15 protein-coding genes and 7 pseudogenes are annotated in these 18,052 nt (G+C 39.5%); 12 read left to right on the top strand and 10 right to left on the bottom strand.

Annotation, left to right across the window (positions count from 1 at the left end):
* Window positions 1-90 precede the first annotated feature (90 nt).
* The 6 genes and pseudogenes from KUH03_RS36315 to KUH03_RS36340 all read left to right on the top strand — a co-directional run.
* Window positions 91-750 (top strand): annotated as a pseudogene (locus KUH03_RS36315) (TolC family protein); the annotation flags it as partial.
* Window positions 733-1,398 (top strand): TolC family protein, encoded by a 666-nt coding sequence (locus KUH03_RS36320; RefSeq protein WP_257097666.1) that lies wholly within the window; start codon window positions 733-735, stop codon window positions 1,396-1,398. The pseudogene KUH03_RS36315 and the gene KUH03_RS36320, both read left to right, overlap by 18 nt.
* An 86-nt stretch (window positions 1,399-1,484) precedes the next feature.
* Window positions 1,485-2,516, top strand: coding sequence for an HlyD family secretion protein (locus KUH03_RS36325; protein WP_257089440.1), 1,032 nt, complete (start codon window positions 1,485-1,487; stop codon window positions 2,514-2,516).
* Between the two features lie 134 nt (window positions 2,517-2,650).
* Window positions 2,651-3,753 (top strand): annotated as a pseudogene (locus KUH03_RS36330) (DHA2 family efflux MFS transporter permease subunit).
* Complete coding sequence (locus KUH03_RS36335; protein ID WP_257089442.1) at window positions 3,750-4,100, top strand: hypothetical protein; 351 nt, start codon at window positions 3,750-3,752, stop codon at window positions 4,098-4,100. The pseudogene KUH03_RS36330 and the gene KUH03_RS36335 overlap by 4 nt, the downstream one beginning before the upstream one ends.
* Before the next feature lie 582 nt (window positions 4,101-4,682).
* Window positions 4,683-5,186: a sterol desaturase family protein gene (locus KUH03_RS36340; RefSeq protein WP_257089444.1), complete on the top strand. Its 504-nt coding sequence runs from the start codon at window positions 4,683-4,685 to the stop codon at window positions 5,184-5,186.
* Window positions 5,187-5,577: 391 nt separating this feature from the next.
* Here the strand turns inward: KUH03_RS36340 and KUH03_RS36345 are convergent, their stop codons facing one another.
* The 7 genes and pseudogenes from KUH03_RS36345 to KUH03_RS36375 form a co-directional block, all read right to left on the bottom strand.
* On the bottom strand, window positions 5,578-6,429 hold the full coding sequence (locus tag KUH03_RS36345; RefSeq protein WP_373564885.1) for a glycosyltransferase: 852 nt from the start codon (window positions 6,427-6,429) through the stop codon (window positions 5,578-5,580).
* A pseudogene (locus KUH03_RS49725) lies at window positions 6,409-6,498 on the bottom strand (glycosyltransferase family 4 protein); the annotation flags it as partial. The pseudogene KUH03_RS49725 and the gene KUH03_RS36345, both read right to left, overlap by 21 nt.
* A 19-nt stretch (window positions 6,499-6,517) precedes the next feature.
* Window positions 6,518-6,802: a hypothetical protein gene (locus KUH03_RS36350; RefSeq protein ID WP_257089448.1), complete on the bottom strand. Its 285-nt coding sequence runs from the start codon at window positions 6,800-6,802 to the stop codon at window positions 6,518-6,520.
* A gap of 49 nt (window positions 6,803-6,851) precedes the next feature.
* The gene (locus KUH03_RS36355) at window positions 6,852-7,394 is read right to left on the bottom strand and encodes a lysylphosphatidylglycerol synthase domain-containing protein (RefSeq protein WP_306429282.1); all 543 of its coding nucleotides are present in this window, start codon (window positions 7,392-7,394) and stop codon (window positions 6,852-6,854) included.
* Window positions 7,395-7,625: 231 nt separating this feature from the next.
* On the bottom strand, window positions 7,626-7,901 hold the full coding sequence (locus tag KUH03_RS36360; protein ID WP_257089452.1) for a hypothetical protein: 276 nt from the start codon (window positions 7,899-7,901) through the stop codon (window positions 7,626-7,628).
* A gap of 60 nt (window positions 7,902-7,961) precedes the next feature.
* Window positions 7,962-8,353 (bottom strand): annotated as a pseudogene (locus KUH03_RS49730) (glycosyltransferase); the annotation flags it as partial.
* 50 nt (window positions 8,354-8,403) lie between these two features.
* The gene (locus tag KUH03_RS36375; RefSeq protein WP_257089454.1) at window positions 8,404-9,012 is read right to left on the bottom strand and encodes a glycosyltransferase; all 609 of its coding nucleotides are present in this window, start codon (window positions 9,010-9,012) and stop codon (window positions 8,404-8,406) included.
* Between the two features lie 293 nt (window positions 9,013-9,305).
* Between KUH03_RS36375 and KUH03_RS36380 the strand changes: the two genes are divergently transcribed.
* A complete protein-coding gene (locus KUH03_RS36380; RefSeq protein ID WP_257089456.1) occupies window positions 9,306-10,199 on the top strand; it encodes an endonuclease/exonuclease/phosphatase family protein in 894 nt (297 codons plus the stop codon).
* A 161-nt stretch (window positions 10,200-10,360) separates the two neighbouring features.
* Here the strand turns inward: KUH03_RS36380 and KUH03_RS36385 are convergent.
* Window positions 10,361-11,982: pseudogene (locus KUH03_RS36385) on the bottom strand (ABC-F family ATP-binding cassette domain-containing protein).
* Window positions 11,983-12,235: 253 nt separating this feature from the next.
* Here KUH03_RS36385 and KUH03_RS36390 point away from each other — a divergent pair.
* The 5 genes and pseudogenes from KUH03_RS36390 to KUH03_RS36410 all read left to right on the top strand — a co-directional run bounded on the left by KUH03_RS36390 (window position 12,236) and on the right by KUH03_RS36410 (window position 16,180).
* Window positions 12,236-12,640, top strand: a complete 405-nt coding sequence (locus tag KUH03_RS36390) for a hypothetical protein (RefSeq protein WP_257089458.1) — start codon at window positions 12,236-12,238, stop codon at window positions 12,638-12,640.
* A 144-nt stretch (window positions 12,641-12,784) separates the two neighbouring features.
* Window positions 12,785-13,390: a hypothetical protein gene (locus KUH03_RS36395; protein ID WP_257089460.1), complete on the top strand. Its 606-nt coding sequence runs from the start codon at window positions 12,785-12,787 to the stop codon at window positions 13,388-13,390.
* 446 nt (window positions 13,391-13,836) lie between these two features.
* Window positions 13,837-15,018 (top strand): annotated as a pseudogene (gene nhaA, locus KUH03_RS36400) (Na+/H+ antiporter NhaA).
* A 246-nt stretch (window positions 15,019-15,264) separates the two neighbouring features.
* A pseudogene (locus tag KUH03_RS36405) lies at window positions 15,265-15,794 on the top strand (DEAD/DEAH box helicase).
* Entirely contained in the window at window positions 15,704-16,180 is a 477-nt protein-coding gene (locus tag KUH03_RS36410; protein WP_257089462.1) for a C-terminal helicase domain-containing protein, read from the top strand. Before KUH03_RS36405 ends, KUH03_RS36410 begins: the two are co-directional and overlap by 91 nt.
* 261 nt (window positions 16,181-16,441) lie before the next feature.
* Here the strand turns inward: KUH03_RS36410 and KUH03_RS36415 are convergent, their stop codons facing one another.
* Together KUH03_RS36415 and KUH03_RS36420 are read right to left on the bottom strand one after the other, a co-directional pair.
* Window positions 16,442-16,807, bottom strand: coding sequence for a VOC family protein (locus tag KUH03_RS36415; RefSeq protein ID WP_257089464.1), 366 nt, complete (start codon window positions 16,805-16,807; stop codon window positions 16,442-16,444).
* 178 nt (window positions 16,808-16,985) lie between these two features.
* On the bottom strand, window positions 16,986-17,450 hold the full coding sequence (locus KUH03_RS36420) for a DMT family transporter (RefSeq protein ID WP_257089466.1): 465 nt from the start codon (window positions 17,448-17,450) through the stop codon (window positions 16,986-16,988).
* Between the last annotated feature and the right edge of the window lie 602 nt (window positions 17,451-18,052).

Consider the following 18,052-nt stretch of genomic DNA (forward strand, 5'->3'; position numbering starts at 1 on the left):
TGGGTATAGCCGATGATGATGGCTATGGTCGATATATTGAAACAACATTAACAGAATTTATACAGAAAACAATTAAAGCTTTATTGACATATGAAAAATAAGTTGGCCAATTTAAGTGCTTTATTGCTTTTGAGTCCTCTGGGTTTGCTGGCACAAGACAACAAACACCTGAGCTTGGAAGAAATAATTCACATGGCTGCAAACCAAAGTGTGGAAGCGAAAACTGCCGATACCAAAATATTGGGAAGACAGCTAGAGGTCGAGAGTGCCAAATCGAAACAGCTTCCTGATGCGAAATTGAGCGCGCAATACATGGCGATGACCACACCGAATGTGGATCTGAAGTTGGCACTTGGTGGAGGTGGTTCGGCTCCGGATATCGCAGCAAATCAGCTGTGGCTGGGGCAGGCATCTGTCAGCATGCCTATTTATACCGGGGAGGATTAAAGGGGAATAGCGATCGCAAAAGATGCGCTACAGGCCGAACAATGGAACGCTGTAGCAAGTAAAGAACAATTGGCTTCACGTGCGATTGCACTTTATCTGAATTTATATAAAGCACAGCAAACCAATTTGTTGATCGCTGAAAATATTAAGCAGTCTGAGCAACGTGTTTCAGACTTTAAAGCGATGTTGGATAATGGGCTGATTGCAAGAAATGATCTGCTTAAAGCGGAATTGCAGCTGTCTAATTATCAGGTATCGCTCCAGGAAGCGCAGAAGAACATTAAAGTGCTAAATTATCAATTGGCCAATTTGCTAAAAATTGCGGAGGATACGCAATTGGATCAGATTAATCTGGCTGAGGTAACTGGAATTGATCTCGGATTGAAAGCTTCTTATGAAACTGCAAAAACTGAGCGATCGGATCTAAAATCGTTAGCTTCTCAACGTAAAGTTGCCGAAGATCAATTGAAAGTGACCAAGTCTTCGACATTGCCAATGGTTTCGGCAACGGCAGGTTACAATGCTTTTGGTCTACAGAAGGTGGTTACGGTAACCAACGCGGCAATGGTAGGTGTTGGGGTATCTTATGATATTGGTTCTTTGTATAAGAACAAAAGGGAGGTCAATGTCGTCAAAAATCGGATCAAGGAAATTGATGAGAATCTGGAACTGCTCAACGATCGGGTAAAGGTTCAGGTGCAACAGGCAAATGAAAACTACATGTTGGCCCAGAAACAGGATGTGGTGTACCATCAGGCGGTAGATCAGGCCGTTGAAAATTATCGCATCACAAAGGATAAATATGATAATGGTATTGCGGATACGGACGACTTATTGACCGCTGATGTACAACAGCTTCAGAGCAAAATAAATCTAGCGATAAGCAAGGCAAACACAATTGAAAAATACTATGACCTGCAATTGGCAAATGGGTCGTTAAACATTAAATAGCAATTAATCTAGACATGGAAAATACAGTTGAAAACGCACCTGAAAAAAAAGGGTACAAATAAAAATTTACAATTATTCTAGCCGCTTTGGTCATCTTTGGCGGGGCTTATGGTGGTTATAAATACTTGCATGGTCAAGCACATGAGACCACGGACGATGCGCAGGTTGAGAAAAATATGAGTCCGATCATCCCTCGGGTTGGTGGATTTATTTCCAAGGTTTACGTCAAGGATAACGATTTGGTGAAGAAAGGGGATACCTTGTTCACAATCGAAAGCCAAGATTATCAAGTTCGAGTAGATGAAGCTGCAGCAGCATTGGCGGCTGCGGAAAGTAGCTTTGATGTATCAAAAGCGGACGTATCAGCATCATCTGCCAATGTAGCGATTTCTGACGCAACAATACAGTCCAATTCGGGCAGCATTGATGCAGCACGTATCCGTGCGAAACAGGCGAATAACGATTACATTCGTTACCAAAATTTATATAACAATCAGTCGATTACAAAACAGCAATATGAGCAAGCTTTGACGACCAAGTTGGAAGCGGATAAACAAGTCGAAATCCTGCAACAACAACGTAATGCCAGTGCTTCTCAACGTAATGCAATCGTGAGTAAGACTACAGTAGCTTCTAAGCAAACCTCTGTGGCTGAGGCGAATATAAAAAGAGCGAAAGCGCAATTGGAAGCTGCAAAATTAAATCTTTCATATACTGCAGTATTGGCGTCAGTAGATGGTCAGGTATCCAATATCAAAGTGCAGCCAGGTCAGATGATCAACCCTGGTCAGTCTTTATTTTACATTGTTGATAATATTGAAACTTGGGTCGTAGCGAATTTTAAAGAGACACAATTACAAAAAATGAAACCGGGCCAAAAGGTGGGTATTAAAGTGGATGCTTATCCAAATATCGAATTTGAAGGTGAAGTCAATTCATTTTCCCCAGCTACAGGTTCACGTTTCTCCTTGCTGCCTCCGGATAATGCGACGGGTAACTTTGTGAAGACGGTACAACGTTTACCGGTAAAAATCAAATTGTCAAAAGATAATAAAGCTGAAAATGTGGCTTTGCTCAGACCGGGCATGAATGCTGACGTAGATGTGCATGTTCAATAACTATGGAAAATTTAAATCAACAAGATAGTCTGGTTGAATATGGTTTTCGACGCGTAGTCATCACGATTACGGCTGTGCTCTGTGCCCTGCTGGAAATCGTGGATACGACGATTGTGAATGTGGCCCTAAACGATATGAAAGGTTCGTTGGGGGCAACATTGACAGACGTGGCCTGGGTTATTACGGCTTATGCCATAGCAAACGTAATCGTTATTCCAATGACCAGTTGGTTGTCCCAACAGTTTGGAAGACGTAATTACTTTGCGGCGTCAATTGTCATATTTACAGTATCTTCATTTTTATGTGGTAATGCGACCAATATCTGGGAGCTTGTTGCATTTCGCTTTTTGCAGGGGATGGGTGGGGAGCCTTGTTGGTGACTGCTCAGACCATTATCACCGAAAGTTACCCGAAAGAGAAACGGAGTATGGCGCAAGCGATTTACGGTATGGGGGTGATCATTGGACCAACCTTGGGTCCACCATTGGGTGGTTATATCATAGACAATTTCTCCTGGCCTTATATTTTTTATATCAATGTACCATTGGGAATTATAGCCACTTTGCTCACACTGTCCTTTGTACGTAGTCCGAAATATAGCCAGAAGCAATCGGCAAAAGAGGTGGATTGGTTTGGTATGATCTTTTTGATTATGTTTATCGGTTCACTCCAGTTTGTATTAGAACATGGTCAACAGGACGATTGGTTTGATGATCCATTAATTTTAGGATTATCGATTTTGTCTGTATTTGGCTTATTGTTCTTCATCTGGCGAGAGCTGGTATATGACAAACCCATTGTTAACCTAAGGGTATTGCGTGATAAAAACCTACAGGTAGGGGTTGTGATGAGTTTTATCCTTGGATTTGGTTTATTTGGATCGACTTTTATTATTCCGATCTATACACAATCCATATTGGGGTGGACCGCAACAGACGCAGGTTTGCTCCTGTTACCAAGTTCAATCATGACCGGAATCATGATGCCTTTTATTGGTAAAATGATCCAGAATGGTGTTCCGCAGAAATATATGGTAGCGGTGGGTTTGAGCATTTTCTTCGGCTTTTGTTTCTGGATGTACAGCCTGATGACAAATGATACGGGTTCGGAACACATGTTTTGGCCACTTATCCTCCGTGGGGTAGGCTTGGGGCTGCTATTTGTGCCAGTAATGACCTTATCGCTATCTACTCTTCACGGTAAGTCGATCGGCGAGGAGCGGCATTTACTGGTATGATGCGTCAACTTGGCGGTTCATTCGGTATTGCGTTGATCACAACATTTATTGCACGTGACTCTCAAAAGCATCGTGTAGACCTGGTCGCTAACCTGGATCCCAGTAAGTTTGAGGTACAACAACGTGTGCAACAATTGCAAATGAGTTTTCAGGCGAAAGGCTTTGCCCCAAATGAGGCACTGGCCAAAGCTCACCAGATACTTGACATGACTGTCATGAAACAGGCTACGGTATTGTCATACATGGATGTGTTTCTGTATTTAGGGGTTGTATTTTTAATCTGTGTACCTTTTGTACTGATGATCAAACAGGGCAAAACCCAGGTGGATATGTCAAGTGTGCACTAGCGATCGTAAGGAATACGTTATTCTCGAATTTATATAATTTGATAAGCCCTCAGAAATTTTTTTGAGGGCTTTTTGTGGAAACACCTGTTTTTATTAATTCTTATTTTTTAATTAAGGTATCAATGGGCTCGCTATACCCGGATGATTGGGGAGCAAGAACCTTCAGTCGATTTTCATAACTGTTGATGCTCGTGGGAGAATACGGGTTTTATAAACAGAAAAATATAAAATGAAAACCTGATTCGGAATAGATTGTTAATTAATAAAAAAATCTTTGGAATTTATTTCCACAAGGTGGTCGATACAAAGAAGTTATTATTTCAAAATAAGCAAGCATGGATACAGGGAGACTTAATTTTTAGCTTTTATTATTCCTTTGTTTTTGGTGTTGATGCTGTTGGAGTATTGGTATAGTCTGAAGAAACAAAAGCGATATTATACCTTTGATGAATCTATCGCTAATCTTAATGTCGGTATCGTCGAACGCATGTGCGACATGTTTTCAGTTAGCTTATTCTACTTTTTCTTTGTGTGGATCTATCAAAAATTTGCAATCTTCCATATTGAAGCCAACCTTTGGACATGGATCCTACTTTTTCTATTCACAGATTTTTGTGGTATTGGTATCATCGTTACAGTCATGAGATCAACCTGTTATGGGCAGCACATGTGGTTCATCATCAAAGTGAAGATTATAATTTTACCGTTGCAGCAAGGATTACTATTTTTCAGGCAGTATTTCGTTCCTTGTTTTGGGCCTTTATTCCACTTTTGGGTTTTCCACCTTTTATGATGACCGCAATCCTATTGGTTCATGGTGTATATCCATTTTTTTCTCATACGCAAACGGTGGGTAGTTTGGGTATTCTTGAAAAAATTCTTGTCACCCCATCTCATCACCGTGTACATCATAGTAGCAATGAGATTTATTTGGACAAGAACTATGGTGATATTTTGATTATTTGGGATAAAATGTTTGGAACTTTTATTGCTGAGAAGAAAGAAGAACCCTGTGTCTATGGGCTGACCAAACCCATTCATCGGTACACGTTCCTTTGGCAGCATTTTCATTATCTTTTGAAATAGGGATGTCTTTTAATCGTGCGAAGGGATTTAGAAACAAGATTCGGACGATATTTGGCCGCCCCGATGACATACAACCAGAAATTAGGGACGAATTGGAACAGAAAATCTTTGCGGGAACCAAAGTTCAGGTACACGGAAAGAAATTGAGTCAATATATTTTTTCCAATCGATGCTAACCATGGGACTTCTGTTTTTCTTTTTACTTTATGGTAGTTATCAAAATATTGTACAATTGCTTGTTGGTGGTCTTTTTATTTTGTGTAGTGTCATCTGTATCGGTGGATTGTTGGAACATGAGAAATGGGTCTTTCCGCTTGAAATGCTGCGTCTTTTTCTGTTGTTATTCTTTATAACAATTACTTTCTTTTCTTTTCCAGTACTGCTTGTCTTCTCAGCATGCATCATAACGCAGTTGATATTCTTTAAACCAATAAAACATTACTACGAACGGATTCTTCATTTGTGAAAGAGCTAAGTTTATCGTCTGGTTGCGGTTTTTGGCAGAGCCCGACGAAGGTATGACAATAGCTTCTGGCCATGATATCCCAGCTAAAATCAGCATTGGTATTGTTCTTAAATTGCTGTCCAAGATTTTGATAATGGTCGGGATTATCCAAAATGGATTGCAATTGCCCGATCCAGGCATCCGTATCCTGAGTGTTGAGCAAAAGACCGTTGTGGTTATGTGTAATTGCGCTCGTGATTCCTTCAATTCGGAGGCTACAACAACAGCGCCCGCTGAAGATGCTTCAAGACAAACCAGGCCGAAACCTTCCATATCTCCCGGTACGTGGATATTGGGCATCAGGAACGCCTTCGCATTTGCAAGAAGATGTTTTAATTGGGCGAAGGGAACCTTCCCTAGATGCTGGATTTTTTCGGGATAGGCTTTCAATAATCTGCGCATTTCTTGTTGATCAGTTGGATGCCCCAAAAATAAGGTGGACAGATGGTAGAGTTTAGCTGGTAAGAGATTGAGCAGACGCTCTTTCAAGGTTGGTCTTTGATCAAATGGCCCGACCATCAGGAGCTTGAAATTGCCATGAAGGGCAGGAATGACATGCTGCATTAGCCAGGAGAACCCTTTGCGCTTTACTGGCCTTCCAAGTGTGATAAAGTAAGGCGGAGGTGGCGTATTCCCCTTTAATTGAAGATGCTCAGTTTCGGTGAAATCCCTGTGCTTATCTGGTATTAAAGCAGTGTTGGGAAGGGCAGGATCTACTCCATTTGGGATAACTGAGATTCTGGAAGAATCAATACCACGCGATTGAGCGGCGTTGGCGGTGGCCTGACTGACCGCAATAACCTGATCAAATGTATTGAAGCGGGGATTACTTTATGTTGGAAATAAGGAAATGGAAAAACAATATCAAGACCATGAAGGGTGACAACTTTTTTAAATGATCGTAGCCCTTGTGAAAAGATGCTAAAGCAGCGATTAATCCATCGTTAAAATGAAGAAGCCGAATGCCGGGATTATCTTTAATTTTGGATAGAATACGTTGATTTAGGCGAAAGAAGAACGTCAAAATGGACTCTTCGTTGTCATAAACGATTGTATGTACTTTGAGATAGAGCGCAGCATTATTAATGAGCTCAAAGCTCTGTTTTTCCATCCCTCCAACCGCAGGTGGATATTTATGGCTGATAAACAAAATTTCTATTTCAGATGGTAACATGTATGGTTTTTCTTTTGATACATAGATAAAATATAGCGCCAATAGCTGTCCAGAATACCTGGCGGCCACGACGTAGGAGAGAGACACTCAACCAGATACTTCCACCTGAAATTCCAATCGTGCTAAGCAGTAGTTTGTTGGATATTTCCTCAACGCCCAGTTGACCGGGAATAAATGCGCCTGCACTCTTAAATAGGATGACGCTCATGTCTAAAATTAATCCGTGAATAACCCTGACATCGACAGCCAGAAATTTTAAGATCAGATAGAATTCCAGGCTACCAATTAGCCAATGCAGCGCAAACAGCAGGTAGGAGTACCAAAATACTTTATTTTGTTGTTGATAGAAGTCTTTCGTATCCCAAAGCAATTTCTGGAGCTGATTTTTTGCTTTCGATACAAATGAAGTATCAGCAGAGTTATTTTTAGGTGTTGTTTTGGTGGAAACTAGCCAGTAGAATATTAAGACTACAAATAGCAACAATACTACGCATACGACATAGATAGCGTATCCCGTATACTGCATCACCTTGTTTTTAAGGGCGAAAGCATCAGCCAGATCATGGCCAGTAAGAAAATACTTAATTGGGAAAGTATGGCTGTAATGCGTGAGATGGCGACCGAGCTGAGTCCCTGCTGTAAAGGGATGTCATATCGGGTTATCAGCTCGGCTTTCAGTAAATCGCCGGCAATAATACTGGTGGGATTAAAGAGTCCAACAGTTTCGCCAATTTGACGTACGGCAAAAAGTTCTAAAATATTAATCTTTTTTTTTGGAAGTGTCCAGACAAACCCACCAGGCTAGCGTTCCAAAAAGATAGGCAACTAAAGTCGTAAATACGATAAAAATAAAGCGATAGCCAATCGTTGACAGCTCTTTTTCAACGCCGAAAGATCGCTGTGGATTACAAAAATTATCATAGATGTCAAGATCAGAAGTAAGAAGACAGCTTTGATCAATTGACGGGATGTTATTAATTTGCCCATGCGAGGTCTGCGTCTTGCGTTTTTTCAGCAAGTAATTCAATATCATCAAAGTACTGTTGGGATAATCGTGTCCAATCTAATTGGCCTACATAAGAAAGACCGGCTGTAATCAGATTTTTCTTAGCACGTTGTCAGAGAGAATTTTCTTTAAATAATAGACATACCCAGCTGCATTTTCAGGCTGACATTTAAACCCGGTAACCCCGTGTTGAATTAGCGATGCTGAACCGCCACCATCAGCGATCACACATGGAAGACCCGATGCCAATGCTTCGACTACAACGTTGCCATAGGTTTCTGAAACTGAAGGAAAGACAAATACATCTGCTGATGCATACAGTACCGCAAGTTCCTGATGTGTCTTTTTCCTAGAAAAATAGCATTAGGCATTTCTTGCATTGCTGTTACTTTGGCCGTTCCTTCCCCGACAACGATAAAATTGTAGTCCAGTTGTTGGGCTTGTATCTGCTGATAGATATCGATCAGCGTTTTGATATTTTTCTCCCAAACGATCCGACTAACAAATAATACCGTTGGTTTATGATTTTTGGTCAGTTGTTGAATATAACTGCTATTCTTTTTTGAGGTGTAAATAATTGTGTATCAATGCCCCTTTGCCAAAGTTTTAAGCCGTCCTGTTCAAGCCCAATCTGTTGGAGCTCAGTTAAGATAGACTTGGTGGGAACATAGACAATATCACATTTGTTATAAAAATTGTTCATCGCCCGTTTCATCCATTGTTCGGTGGGTTTGACCAGCGGGAGGATATTTTTGAAGTAGTAGGCTATATAGGATATAAAATGTGTGTGGTAGATCGTTAATACGGGTATATTTCTACGTTTGGCATAATTTAACGCAAAAAAACCGAGAAGAGATGGTGTAGCGATGTGAATGATGTCCGGCGCGAATTCATCCAAAGCCAGTTCGAGCTTTTTTTTGATAAGCTGCGGAATAGCCAGACAATAATCTTCATTGACTGGTATTTTAAATGTAGGCACTTTGTACGAATGAAAGTCCCGGAATTGTGTGGGGCCACCACCATAAATAAAGAAATACTTAAAATTCTGTTGATCAATACGGTTTATCAGCTGAAACATTGTTCGAGATGCACCGTCGAAATCCTCAACGAGTATTTCTGTAAAGAAGGCTACCTTTCTCATTTTATTCTTATTAGGGGTTTCATAAAAATATTCGAAAAGGATAACTCAAAAGCTATTTTGATATTAATCTTTTATCATTAAAGTGTTTATAAATTGTTTGTTATTAATGATTTGTAAATAATTTTTATAAATAAAATTAATTTAAGAATATAGTTAAGCTAATCTTGGGGCTTTACTTTTGGAATGAACAAATTATTCAGTCCATGTTGTTAGATTTATTGTTCGAAAGGAAAACTAGACTTAAAGGTCTTCGTAAAGTTCTTATTTTATCTGTTTGTGCTTCTGCAGGCATCATGTTGGGATTCAAATTGAAACCTAAACAAGTTAGACCAATGAACATGGTGTATGTCGATATGCCTGATGCCAGCGAGGGAAAGCTTAATTTATTAACTTATAATATTGCCGGTCTTCCAGAGTTAATTTCAAGCGCTGTAACGGAAAGAGTTTCGAGTATTACTTCCATTGGCGAGCTGGTAAATCCCTTTGATATTGTGAACGTGCAAGAGGATTTCAATTACAATAAATTTTTATACAGCAAGAATAGACATAGTTATCGAACGGAAAACATGGGCGGTGTACCTTTTGGTGATGGATTGAGTACGTTGTCGAAATATCCGATCCAAGACTTTGAGCGCGTAAAGTGGGATGCTTGTAATGGAGCGGATTGCTTGACTCCCAAAGGTTTTTCCTATGCACGCATTCAATTGGCAAAAGAGGTTTTTATTGATGTTTACAATGTACATGCAACAGCTCAGGATGATCCTAATGCGGCAATAGCACGTCAGAAAAACCTGAATCAATTGAAAAGCTATATTCAAAAGAACTCCGCAGGACAGCCTTTGTTAATCATGGGAGATTTTAATGCTCATTATGCGTACGCATTGGATAATATTGTTTCCTTTCAGGGAGAACTAGGTTTGGTAGATGCATGGGTGAATTTGAAAAATAGGGGTAAGATCCCTCAAAGCAAGCAAAACTTTGTTGCCATGGCCGCATTGGAATTAACAGATGACTGTGAGGGCATTGATAAGATCTATTACCGTAATAATGATCGGATGGTATTTGAAGCAAAGAACTATCAGGTTCAAAAGAAACTTTTTCAAAATAGGGCGGGGCAGGATCTGTCTGACCATTGTGCGGTATCGCTACAATTGGGGTGGCATCTAATAAAGCCTTCAATTCAGTAGACTTTCTCAATTCTTTCATATCAATCGCGATTAGCACTGAGTCCCCTTCAGTGCTTTTTTGTATTTTGGCATTTTTCGAATACCAGAATAGGAGGGCACCTATAAATAAAAAGCCCCATAAAATAAATTATGGAGCCTTTATAAAATTGGGATAAATTATCTTATTTATACATCTCTGCGCGTTGTGCTTTTACAACATCGCTATTGATGTATTCATCATAGGTCATCAACTTGTCGATGATTCCTTTTGGTGTCATTCAATGATTCTGTTTGCAACAGTCTCAGTCAACTCGTGGTCACGGGATGTGAATAACATTGATCCTTTAAAGTCTGACATACCATTGTTCAATGCTGTAATTGATTCCAGATCCAAGTGGTTGGTCGGTTCATCAAAAACCAAGAAGTTAGCCCCTGTAACATCATTCTTGAAAACATACAACGCATTTTTTCACCCCGGAAAGGACAGAAACTTTTTCATTACTTCTTCACCGGAGAATAACATTTTTCCTAAGAATCCACGTAGGAACTGCTCATCCGCTTCAGGGTTTGTTGTATAGTCTCTTAACCAATCGACCAAATTTTCATTTTTACCTTCAAAAAACGCTGCATTTTCAATTGGCATATCAGCAGGAGTGATGGTAATACCCCATTTGAATTCCCCACCGAAGTCAGTGTCTCTACCTGTGATAATATCGTAAAAGGCAGTTGTGATTAGGGAATTAGGCCCCAACACCGCAATTTTATCACCTTTATTAATCATAAATGTGATATCCTTGAAGAATACCTCACCGTTGACCGTTTTGCTTAAACCTTCTACTTGTAATGTTTGGTCACCCGGTTCGCGGTTCATGGTATTGAACATGATCGCAGGATATTTACGGTTGGAAGGTTTGATCTCATCAATATTGATCTTATCCAAAGCTTTCTTACGGGAAGTAGCTTGTTTTGATTTGGAAGCATTGGCTGAGAAACGACGGATAAATTCCTGAAGTTCCTTAACCTTGTCTTCCATCTTTTTGTTTTGATCAGACCGTTGTTTTAACGCTAATTGTGAAGATTCGTACCAGAACGAGTAGTTACCTGTATAGATGGTCATTTTACCAAAGTCGATATCAACAGTGTGTGTACACACTGCATCCAAGAAGTGACGGTCGTGGGATACAACGAGTACAATTGCTTCATAAGTAGCCAAAAAGTCTTCTAACCACGCAATTGTATTGATGTCCAAGTCATTGGTAGGCTCATCGAGAATCAAGATATCTGGATTACCGAATAGTGCCTGTGCCAATAAGACACGTACTTTTTGATTACCATCAATTTCAGATACTAACTTGTAGTGAAGCTCTTCTTTAATGCCTAAGCTACTCAATAGGGTAGCTGCATTGGATTCTGCATTCCATCCGTCCATTTCTGCAAAAAGACTTTCGAGTTCACCGGCACGTTCACCATCTGCATCAGAGAAATCCTCTTTCATGTAAATAGCGTCTTTCTCTTTCATGATTTTGTAAAGCTCTTGGTTACCCATCATGACAGTTTCCAACACTGTATATTCATCGAAAGCATAGTGATCCTGACTCAATACAGACATACGTTCGCCAGGCGTGAATGCCACCGAACCTGTAGAGGGATCAACTTCGCCAGAAATAATTTTTAAGAAAGTAGATTTACCAGCTCCATTGGCACCAATAATGCCGTAACAGTTGCCAGGTGTAAATTTTAAATTGACATCTTCGAATAGTACACGTTTACCATAACGAAGGGAGAGATTTGACACGTTAATCATGCTGCAAAGATACGTTTTAATCTTGTATTTTTTAACTATTTGCAAACATCAATTCCTTATCAAATAACCCGAATAATGGATCGTGAGAAATATCGCTTTCCAAGCGATTGACCAACGAAAGAAAAATATGAAATATAAAATTTGAGACAGTCCAGATGATCGTATATCATTGAAAAGATGCACACCAGATTAATAAATTATGAATTGGGATTTTGCTAATAAATTGGCTTCTTTTTGTGGCTTTAGCGTCGAAATGAAAAGAATAATTATGAAAAGAAATAGCATTACGTATGCTTTAGTACTCGTTGCTGCTTTTTTGCTGAATTTGCAGGGTGCCTATGCTCAATTTGGTGGATTGCTTGACAAAGCAAGTAAGGCAGTTGCTTCGAAAGGGAGTAAAGCGTTAGGGTTAGACAAGCTTTTAAAGGAACCTGAGGCGATAAGCACAAGTTTTGAGGATGTAAATCGGAAAGGCGAACAGATGCCTGATTTTCAAAATACAGCTACTTATAAGCCATTGGAAAATTTGCAGAAAAATGGCCAGGACGGCTATTTGCTTGAAGCTGGCCATTTTGAAATGACCAACAAAAGCTATTGCTTAAAGGCAGGGACTTATGCACCATCTAAGGGGATGGCTATATGTATGCGCCTACATTAGGAAAAAGCGGGAGGTTGTCATCGCTATCTTGAAAAGCGCGGAAAAACATCCGGAAGTTGAACAATCATCAATACAGATGTTATTATGGACAATTATTGCTAAAACTAAATTTATAGACTATTCCGGGAGGTCAAGGAAACCGCATTGCGGTTATTGACACCGGAGCAATTATTAATGCTAGAAGGTGGCGCGCTAGGTATATTGCCGTTTGATGTGGTGCAAAAGGCTAAAGACCAGATGCCTCCAGCTGTGCAAGCGATATTTGAAGCAGAAAATAATATCAGACAGCTGGTTTCTTCAGGCAACTATTCTTATGCTGAGTTTGAAAAGTACGCAATTATGGCAGGTATGGCCGAACCTCGTACGGATGTTCCGAGTGGAATCTGGACACTTCATCCCGATGGCTACTATGTGCGTTATTTTCCAAGCGGTTACTCCGTAACCAAAGTACAGGTGTATGTACCGGAGGAACTGATCACGAAATTGAAAGGTAAAAATTGGTTTATGATGCGACAGATGATATTGCTTGTCCAGCGAATACAGGATCGCAACGTTTGGCACAGACAAATGAGCCGATTAAACACAATGAATGATGTGGATAAACAAGGGGATGAATTTATTTCGATAGAAATTCAGGGAGAAACAATAAGGAGATCAATTGATCTCCCTTATTCATTAAATTTCCTCTTTTGCCTTCTGTATAATATAAAAACGATGACAATAATTGCTACGATCCCTAAAATGATATAATGGGAGCCTGATTGTTGTTGATGTTGGGTTGTATCCTCTGTCGTCTGCGCATATGTAAAATTTGCTACGAAAAGAAGCACCATGAAAATCCACTTCTTGCACATAATAAACGGTTTATTAACTATAGTAGCAAGCTAACTATTTTTTGCAATAAAGACAAATTAATTTTACAAAAATGACAATATCTAAATGTGGTTTTATATACTTTGTAACGTAAGCTGTTGATTTTGCGAAGTATGTATGTTTTGAGAGGGGAATTTAAAGTCAAATTACCCCTATAATTGATAAAGTTGTTGTTAAAATTTTGGATTTGGAGCGGCACGGTGAAAAAGAAGTTTTTTTAGTGTACTAATGGAATATATTCAGGTAATGCCGCTCAAAAGGTGCATTAATGGTCGTAAAGTCGTATATTGTAAACCTTTTAAGCGTTTAAAGATATTATTGTCATGTCAAAACTTATTAATTTAACTGTCTTTAGAGAATTTTTGAAATCTAGCTTTGCTGGTGGGATTATTCTGTTTTCCTGTGTTATCTTGGCACTCATTGTAGCGAATACATCGCTATATGGATCGGTAATGGACTTTCTTCTTCGGGAGGTGGGACTTGAAACGGATAATATCCATTTAAAATATTCATGGCTCTTATGGATCAACGATGGGCTGATGGCTATTTTCTTCCTCTTAGTCGGATTGGAAATCAAAAGAGAAATTGTTGAGGGAGAATTATCTTCAGCAAGTAAGGCTGTTCTTCCTATTCTGGCAGCAGTAGGGGGAGCTCTCCTGCCAGCGGCAATCTATTTTGTGATCAATAAAGATGCGGGCGACACCGCACACGGATGGGGATACCAATGGCTACGGATATCGCATTTGCACTTGCTGTTATCACACTTTTGGGAAATAAAGTTCCGGCAAGTCTCAAGATCTTTTTAGCAGCTTTGGCTATTGTAGATGATTTGCTTGCGATCTTAGTCATTGCTTTGTTCTATAGCAGTGGAATTCATGCGACCTATCTATTTATTGCGCTGGGAATATTTGCTTTTCTGATTATTCTAAATAAACTTGGTGTAAAAGCCCTATGGGCCTACCTTATTCCGGGGTATTCATTTGGTATTTTATCCACCATTCGGGCATTCATGCGACTATAGCCGGTGTTTTGGTTGCCATGACGTTACCCACAACGCCAGATGAAAAAGAATCGCCATTGGAAAACTGGAGCATCTACTGACCAAGCCTGTAAATTTTATAATCATTCCTTTATTTGCTTTCGCAAATACATTAATTCCAATTCATGCTGAAATGGTTGGCGGTTTAACGTCCAAATTGGGGCTGGGTATTATTGCGGGATTGATTGCAGGAAAATCAATTGGTATATTTGTGATTTGTTTTATTGCTAAAAAAATGAAAATAGCGCAACTTCCAGAAGGTGCAAGTTGGCCGCAGATATTCGGTGTTGGTTTATTAGGAGGTATTGGTTTTACCATGTCTATCTTCATATCTATCTTATCCTTTGACGATGCCTTTTTGATTGAGGAAGCCAAATTTGCGGTGCTCATTGCTTCTCTTTGTGCAGGTATATTAGGATACACATTGTTGAGATTGGCTGATACTTCCAAAAGTAACTTAGGTTAAAATAACGAAGATTCGCTAGGAGAGTTCTCAGGATATATTTTCTATGTAACTCCTAGCGTAACAAATGCTGACATCATATATAGATTAGTTTTAGTAACTTAGCGCATATTTAATAAAATAATAAAATTTGAGATTTACTGAATTTGGTTTTGTTCGGAATTGGAAGAGGGCTTAGAAAGCATGATGTTTGAAGAGGCGACGCCTATTCAGGAACAGACAATCCCCATCATTAAGAAGGGTAGTGATATGATTGCCTGTGCGCAAACAGGTACCGGTAAAACGGCGGCATATATGTTGCCAATTTTAGATGCTGTTGCGAGAGACGCAAAGGAGTTTATTCGCGCGATTATCCTGGTTCCGACAAGGGAATTGGCACTGCAAATAGATCAACAGATCATGGGCATGTCTTATTACACAGGGGCGACATCCATCTCCATATATGGAGGCGGAGATGGAATGGGCTACGAACAACAGAAACGAGCTATTCGGGAAGGGGTTAATATTATTGTTGCTACCCCGGCCGATTAATCAGCCATCTTACGTCGATGAAAGTCGATTTAACTCATCTGACGCATTTCGTACTGGATGAAGCGGATAGCATGTTGGATATGGGCTTTCAAGATGATATATTGCGTATCGTCAGTTACTTACCTAAGAAAAAGCAAATGTTGCTTTTTCAGCAACTATGCCCCTCAAGATCAGAAATTTTGCGAGAAAGATTCTTTATCAACCTGTTGAGGTCAATATCGCCATTTCAAAACCTTCAGAGGGTATAGACCAGCGCGCATATCTGGTATATGATAAGCAAAAAATGGATCTTTTAAAGATCATCTTACAGGATGTTAATTATGTTTCTGTGATCATCTTTGCCTCGCAAAAAACTACAGTTAAATTACTGGCGCAAGAACTTCAAAAACAGGGTATAGATGCCGAAGGCTTTCACTCAGATCTTGAGCAGGCTAAACGTGAGGATATCATGAGCAGATTTAGATCACGTCAGGTGCGGGTACTTGTGGGAACAGATGTTATCTCACGTGGTATCGATATCGTAGGTATCAGTCTGGTCGTAAACTACGATGTCCCACCAGATCCGAAGATTATGTACACCGTATCGGACGTACTGCACGTGCAGCGACAACGGGTACAGCGATTACTTTTGTGAATGATAAAGATCAGCAGCGCTTTTTCAGATCGAAAACCTGATCGGTTATCCCGTAGAACAAATCGCTTTGCCGGAAGGCTTTGAAGCTGGGCCCGAATATAATCCGGCGAAGAAAAGCAGCAATCCACAAAATCGAAGACGTTTCAATAAGAACAAAAATAAAAATTACCAAAAACAGAAAAGAGCTTAATGATAAATTAAGCTCTTTTCTGTTTTTACCCAATGTTCGCTTCGATGGGGCCTATTCTATTATGATAGGGATTATTCTGTTGCCCATACGGCCAATTCATAACCATCGAGGTCTTTGAATTGAAATCGTTTACCACCAGGAAAGCTAAAGATATCTTTAACGATGGTGCCACCTGCACGGACGACTTTATCACGTGTGGATAGCAAATCATTCGAATAAAGGACAACCAAAATGCTACCGTTTACCGGTGTGCCGACTGTAAATCCTCCATCCACATATTTGCCATCAAAGGCTGTATACTCAGGGCCGTAATCCGTAAAGTTCCAATCAAAACTTGCTGAATAGAATTTTTTAGCTCGCTCAAGATCGCTAGATATAAATTCAAGGTATTGAATTTGTTCGTGGACAAGTTTATTGTCTGAAGAAGAATTGCTCATGATATTGTTTAATTGATATTGTCATTTATTGGAGGAATCTACCTGAATTTCCAACATCAAGTGGATGCCCGATGTTATGTAAATATAGGATTTTCTCCGAACAGAATTTAGGCTTCTTTGTTTGAATTAACATCATTTAATCCGATAGCAATCACACTATATTACTCAAAAGCCATTTTTATGTACTAATTTTCTGATTTTTCCTTTTTCTACTGATGAGCGCCTGTATAAGCACAGAAAGCATAACCAGGGAAAGCCCGATGTAAAATGAAAGATTGAGCTCTTTGGATTCATTGAAGAATAAAAATGCAATCAGGATGGCATATACAGGTTCTAGATTGAGACTTAAATTGAGTGTAAAGGCAGAAATTTTCTTTAAAATTTCTGTGAAGGCAAGGTATACAGCCACGGTACAGCACAGCGACAAAATTAGGAGGTAAATGAGATCCATTGTATTGGGGATAAAAGACGATATCGGATAATAATAAAGATAAAAGGGGAGGATCAACCCAAGACCGACACTTCCACCAATCATTTGATAATAGTTGATGATTATACTGCTGTGTCGCTTGACCAGACGTTCGTTATAAATTGCATAAAGCGAAGCAAAAGCCGGTGAAATGATCCCGAAAATAATGCCCATTTGATGTGCTGTATCAAAATGAAATATTAAAGCTATGCCACAAAGCGTTAGTCCACTCAGAAAAAACTCTGAACTTTTAAATCTCGTTTTGTTAATGATAGGAGCAAAGATTGCGGTAAAGAAACTTGCCATACAGTAACAAACTACCCCGATTGAAATATTGGAGTATTTGATACTGGCATAGAAAAGTAACCAGGAGGCGGTAATCAATAAACCATTTTTGCAATCGCTAATTTTTCACGTAAGCTGATTTCATTGGTTACTTTTGACCATTTTGCAATAAAAAAAGGAAAATGGCCGAAAAAAATACACGATACCAGGTTAGCATACCTTCATTGAGACTGATGACTTTGCCCAATACTCCGGATATGCCCAAACATACCACAGCAAGATGTAGTATGAAATATGAATGTTTCATAAAATATTGTCTTCCAGCTCTATCTTTGAAAAGACAGATACTATTGTTATAAAATTTGATTGAGAATATAAAACATGGGGAATCAGCCGATTATTCGGTGCCATGCTTTATTAATATTTAAAAAAATATTAAGCGATTGGAGGAGGAAGACAGCTTGTTCTGTTCATAACATTCTATTTCTTAC

The organism is Sphingobacterium sp. E70 (assembly GCF_019285695.1).
GTDB lineage: Bacteria > Bacteroidota > Bacteroidia > Sphingobacteriales > Sphingobacteriaceae > Sphingobacterium > Sphingobacterium detergens.

Coding starts and splice junctions, on each gene's coding strand:
- KUH03_RS36420 (WP_257089466.1), bottom strand. CDS start 17,450: ATGGGCATTATTTTCGGGATCATTTCACCGGCTTTTGCTTCGCTTTAT.
- KUH03_RS36335 (WP_257089442.1), top strand. CDS start 3,750: ATGATGCGTCAACTTGGCGGTTCATTCGGTATTGCGTTGATCACAACA.
- KUH03_RS36375 (WP_257089454.1), bottom strand. CDS start 9,012: ATGAGAAAGGTAGCCTTCTTTACAGAAATACTCGTTGAGGATTTCGAC.
- KUH03_RS36380 (WP_257089456.1), top strand. CDS start 9,306: ATGTTGGGATTCAAATTGAAACCTAAACAAGTTAGACCAATGAACATG.
- KUH03_RS36340 (WP_257089444.1), top strand. CDS start 4,683: ATGGATCCTACTTTTTCTATTCACAGATTTTTGTGGTATTGGTATCAT.
- KUH03_RS36390 (WP_257089458.1), top strand. CDS start 12,236: ATGAAAAGAATAATTATGAAAAGAAATAGCATTACGTATGCTTTAGTA.
- KUH03_RS36415 (WP_257089464.1), bottom strand. CDS start 16,807: ATGAGCAATTCTTCTTCAGACAATAAACTTGTCCACGAACAAATTCAA.
- KUH03_RS36350 (WP_257089448.1), bottom strand. CDS start 6,802: ATGGAAAAACAGAGCTTTGAGCTCATTAATAATGCTGCGCTCTATCTC.
- KUH03_RS36410 (WP_257089462.1), top strand. CDS start 15,704: ATGCCCCTCAAGATCAGAAATTTTGCGAGAAAGATTCTTTATCAACCT.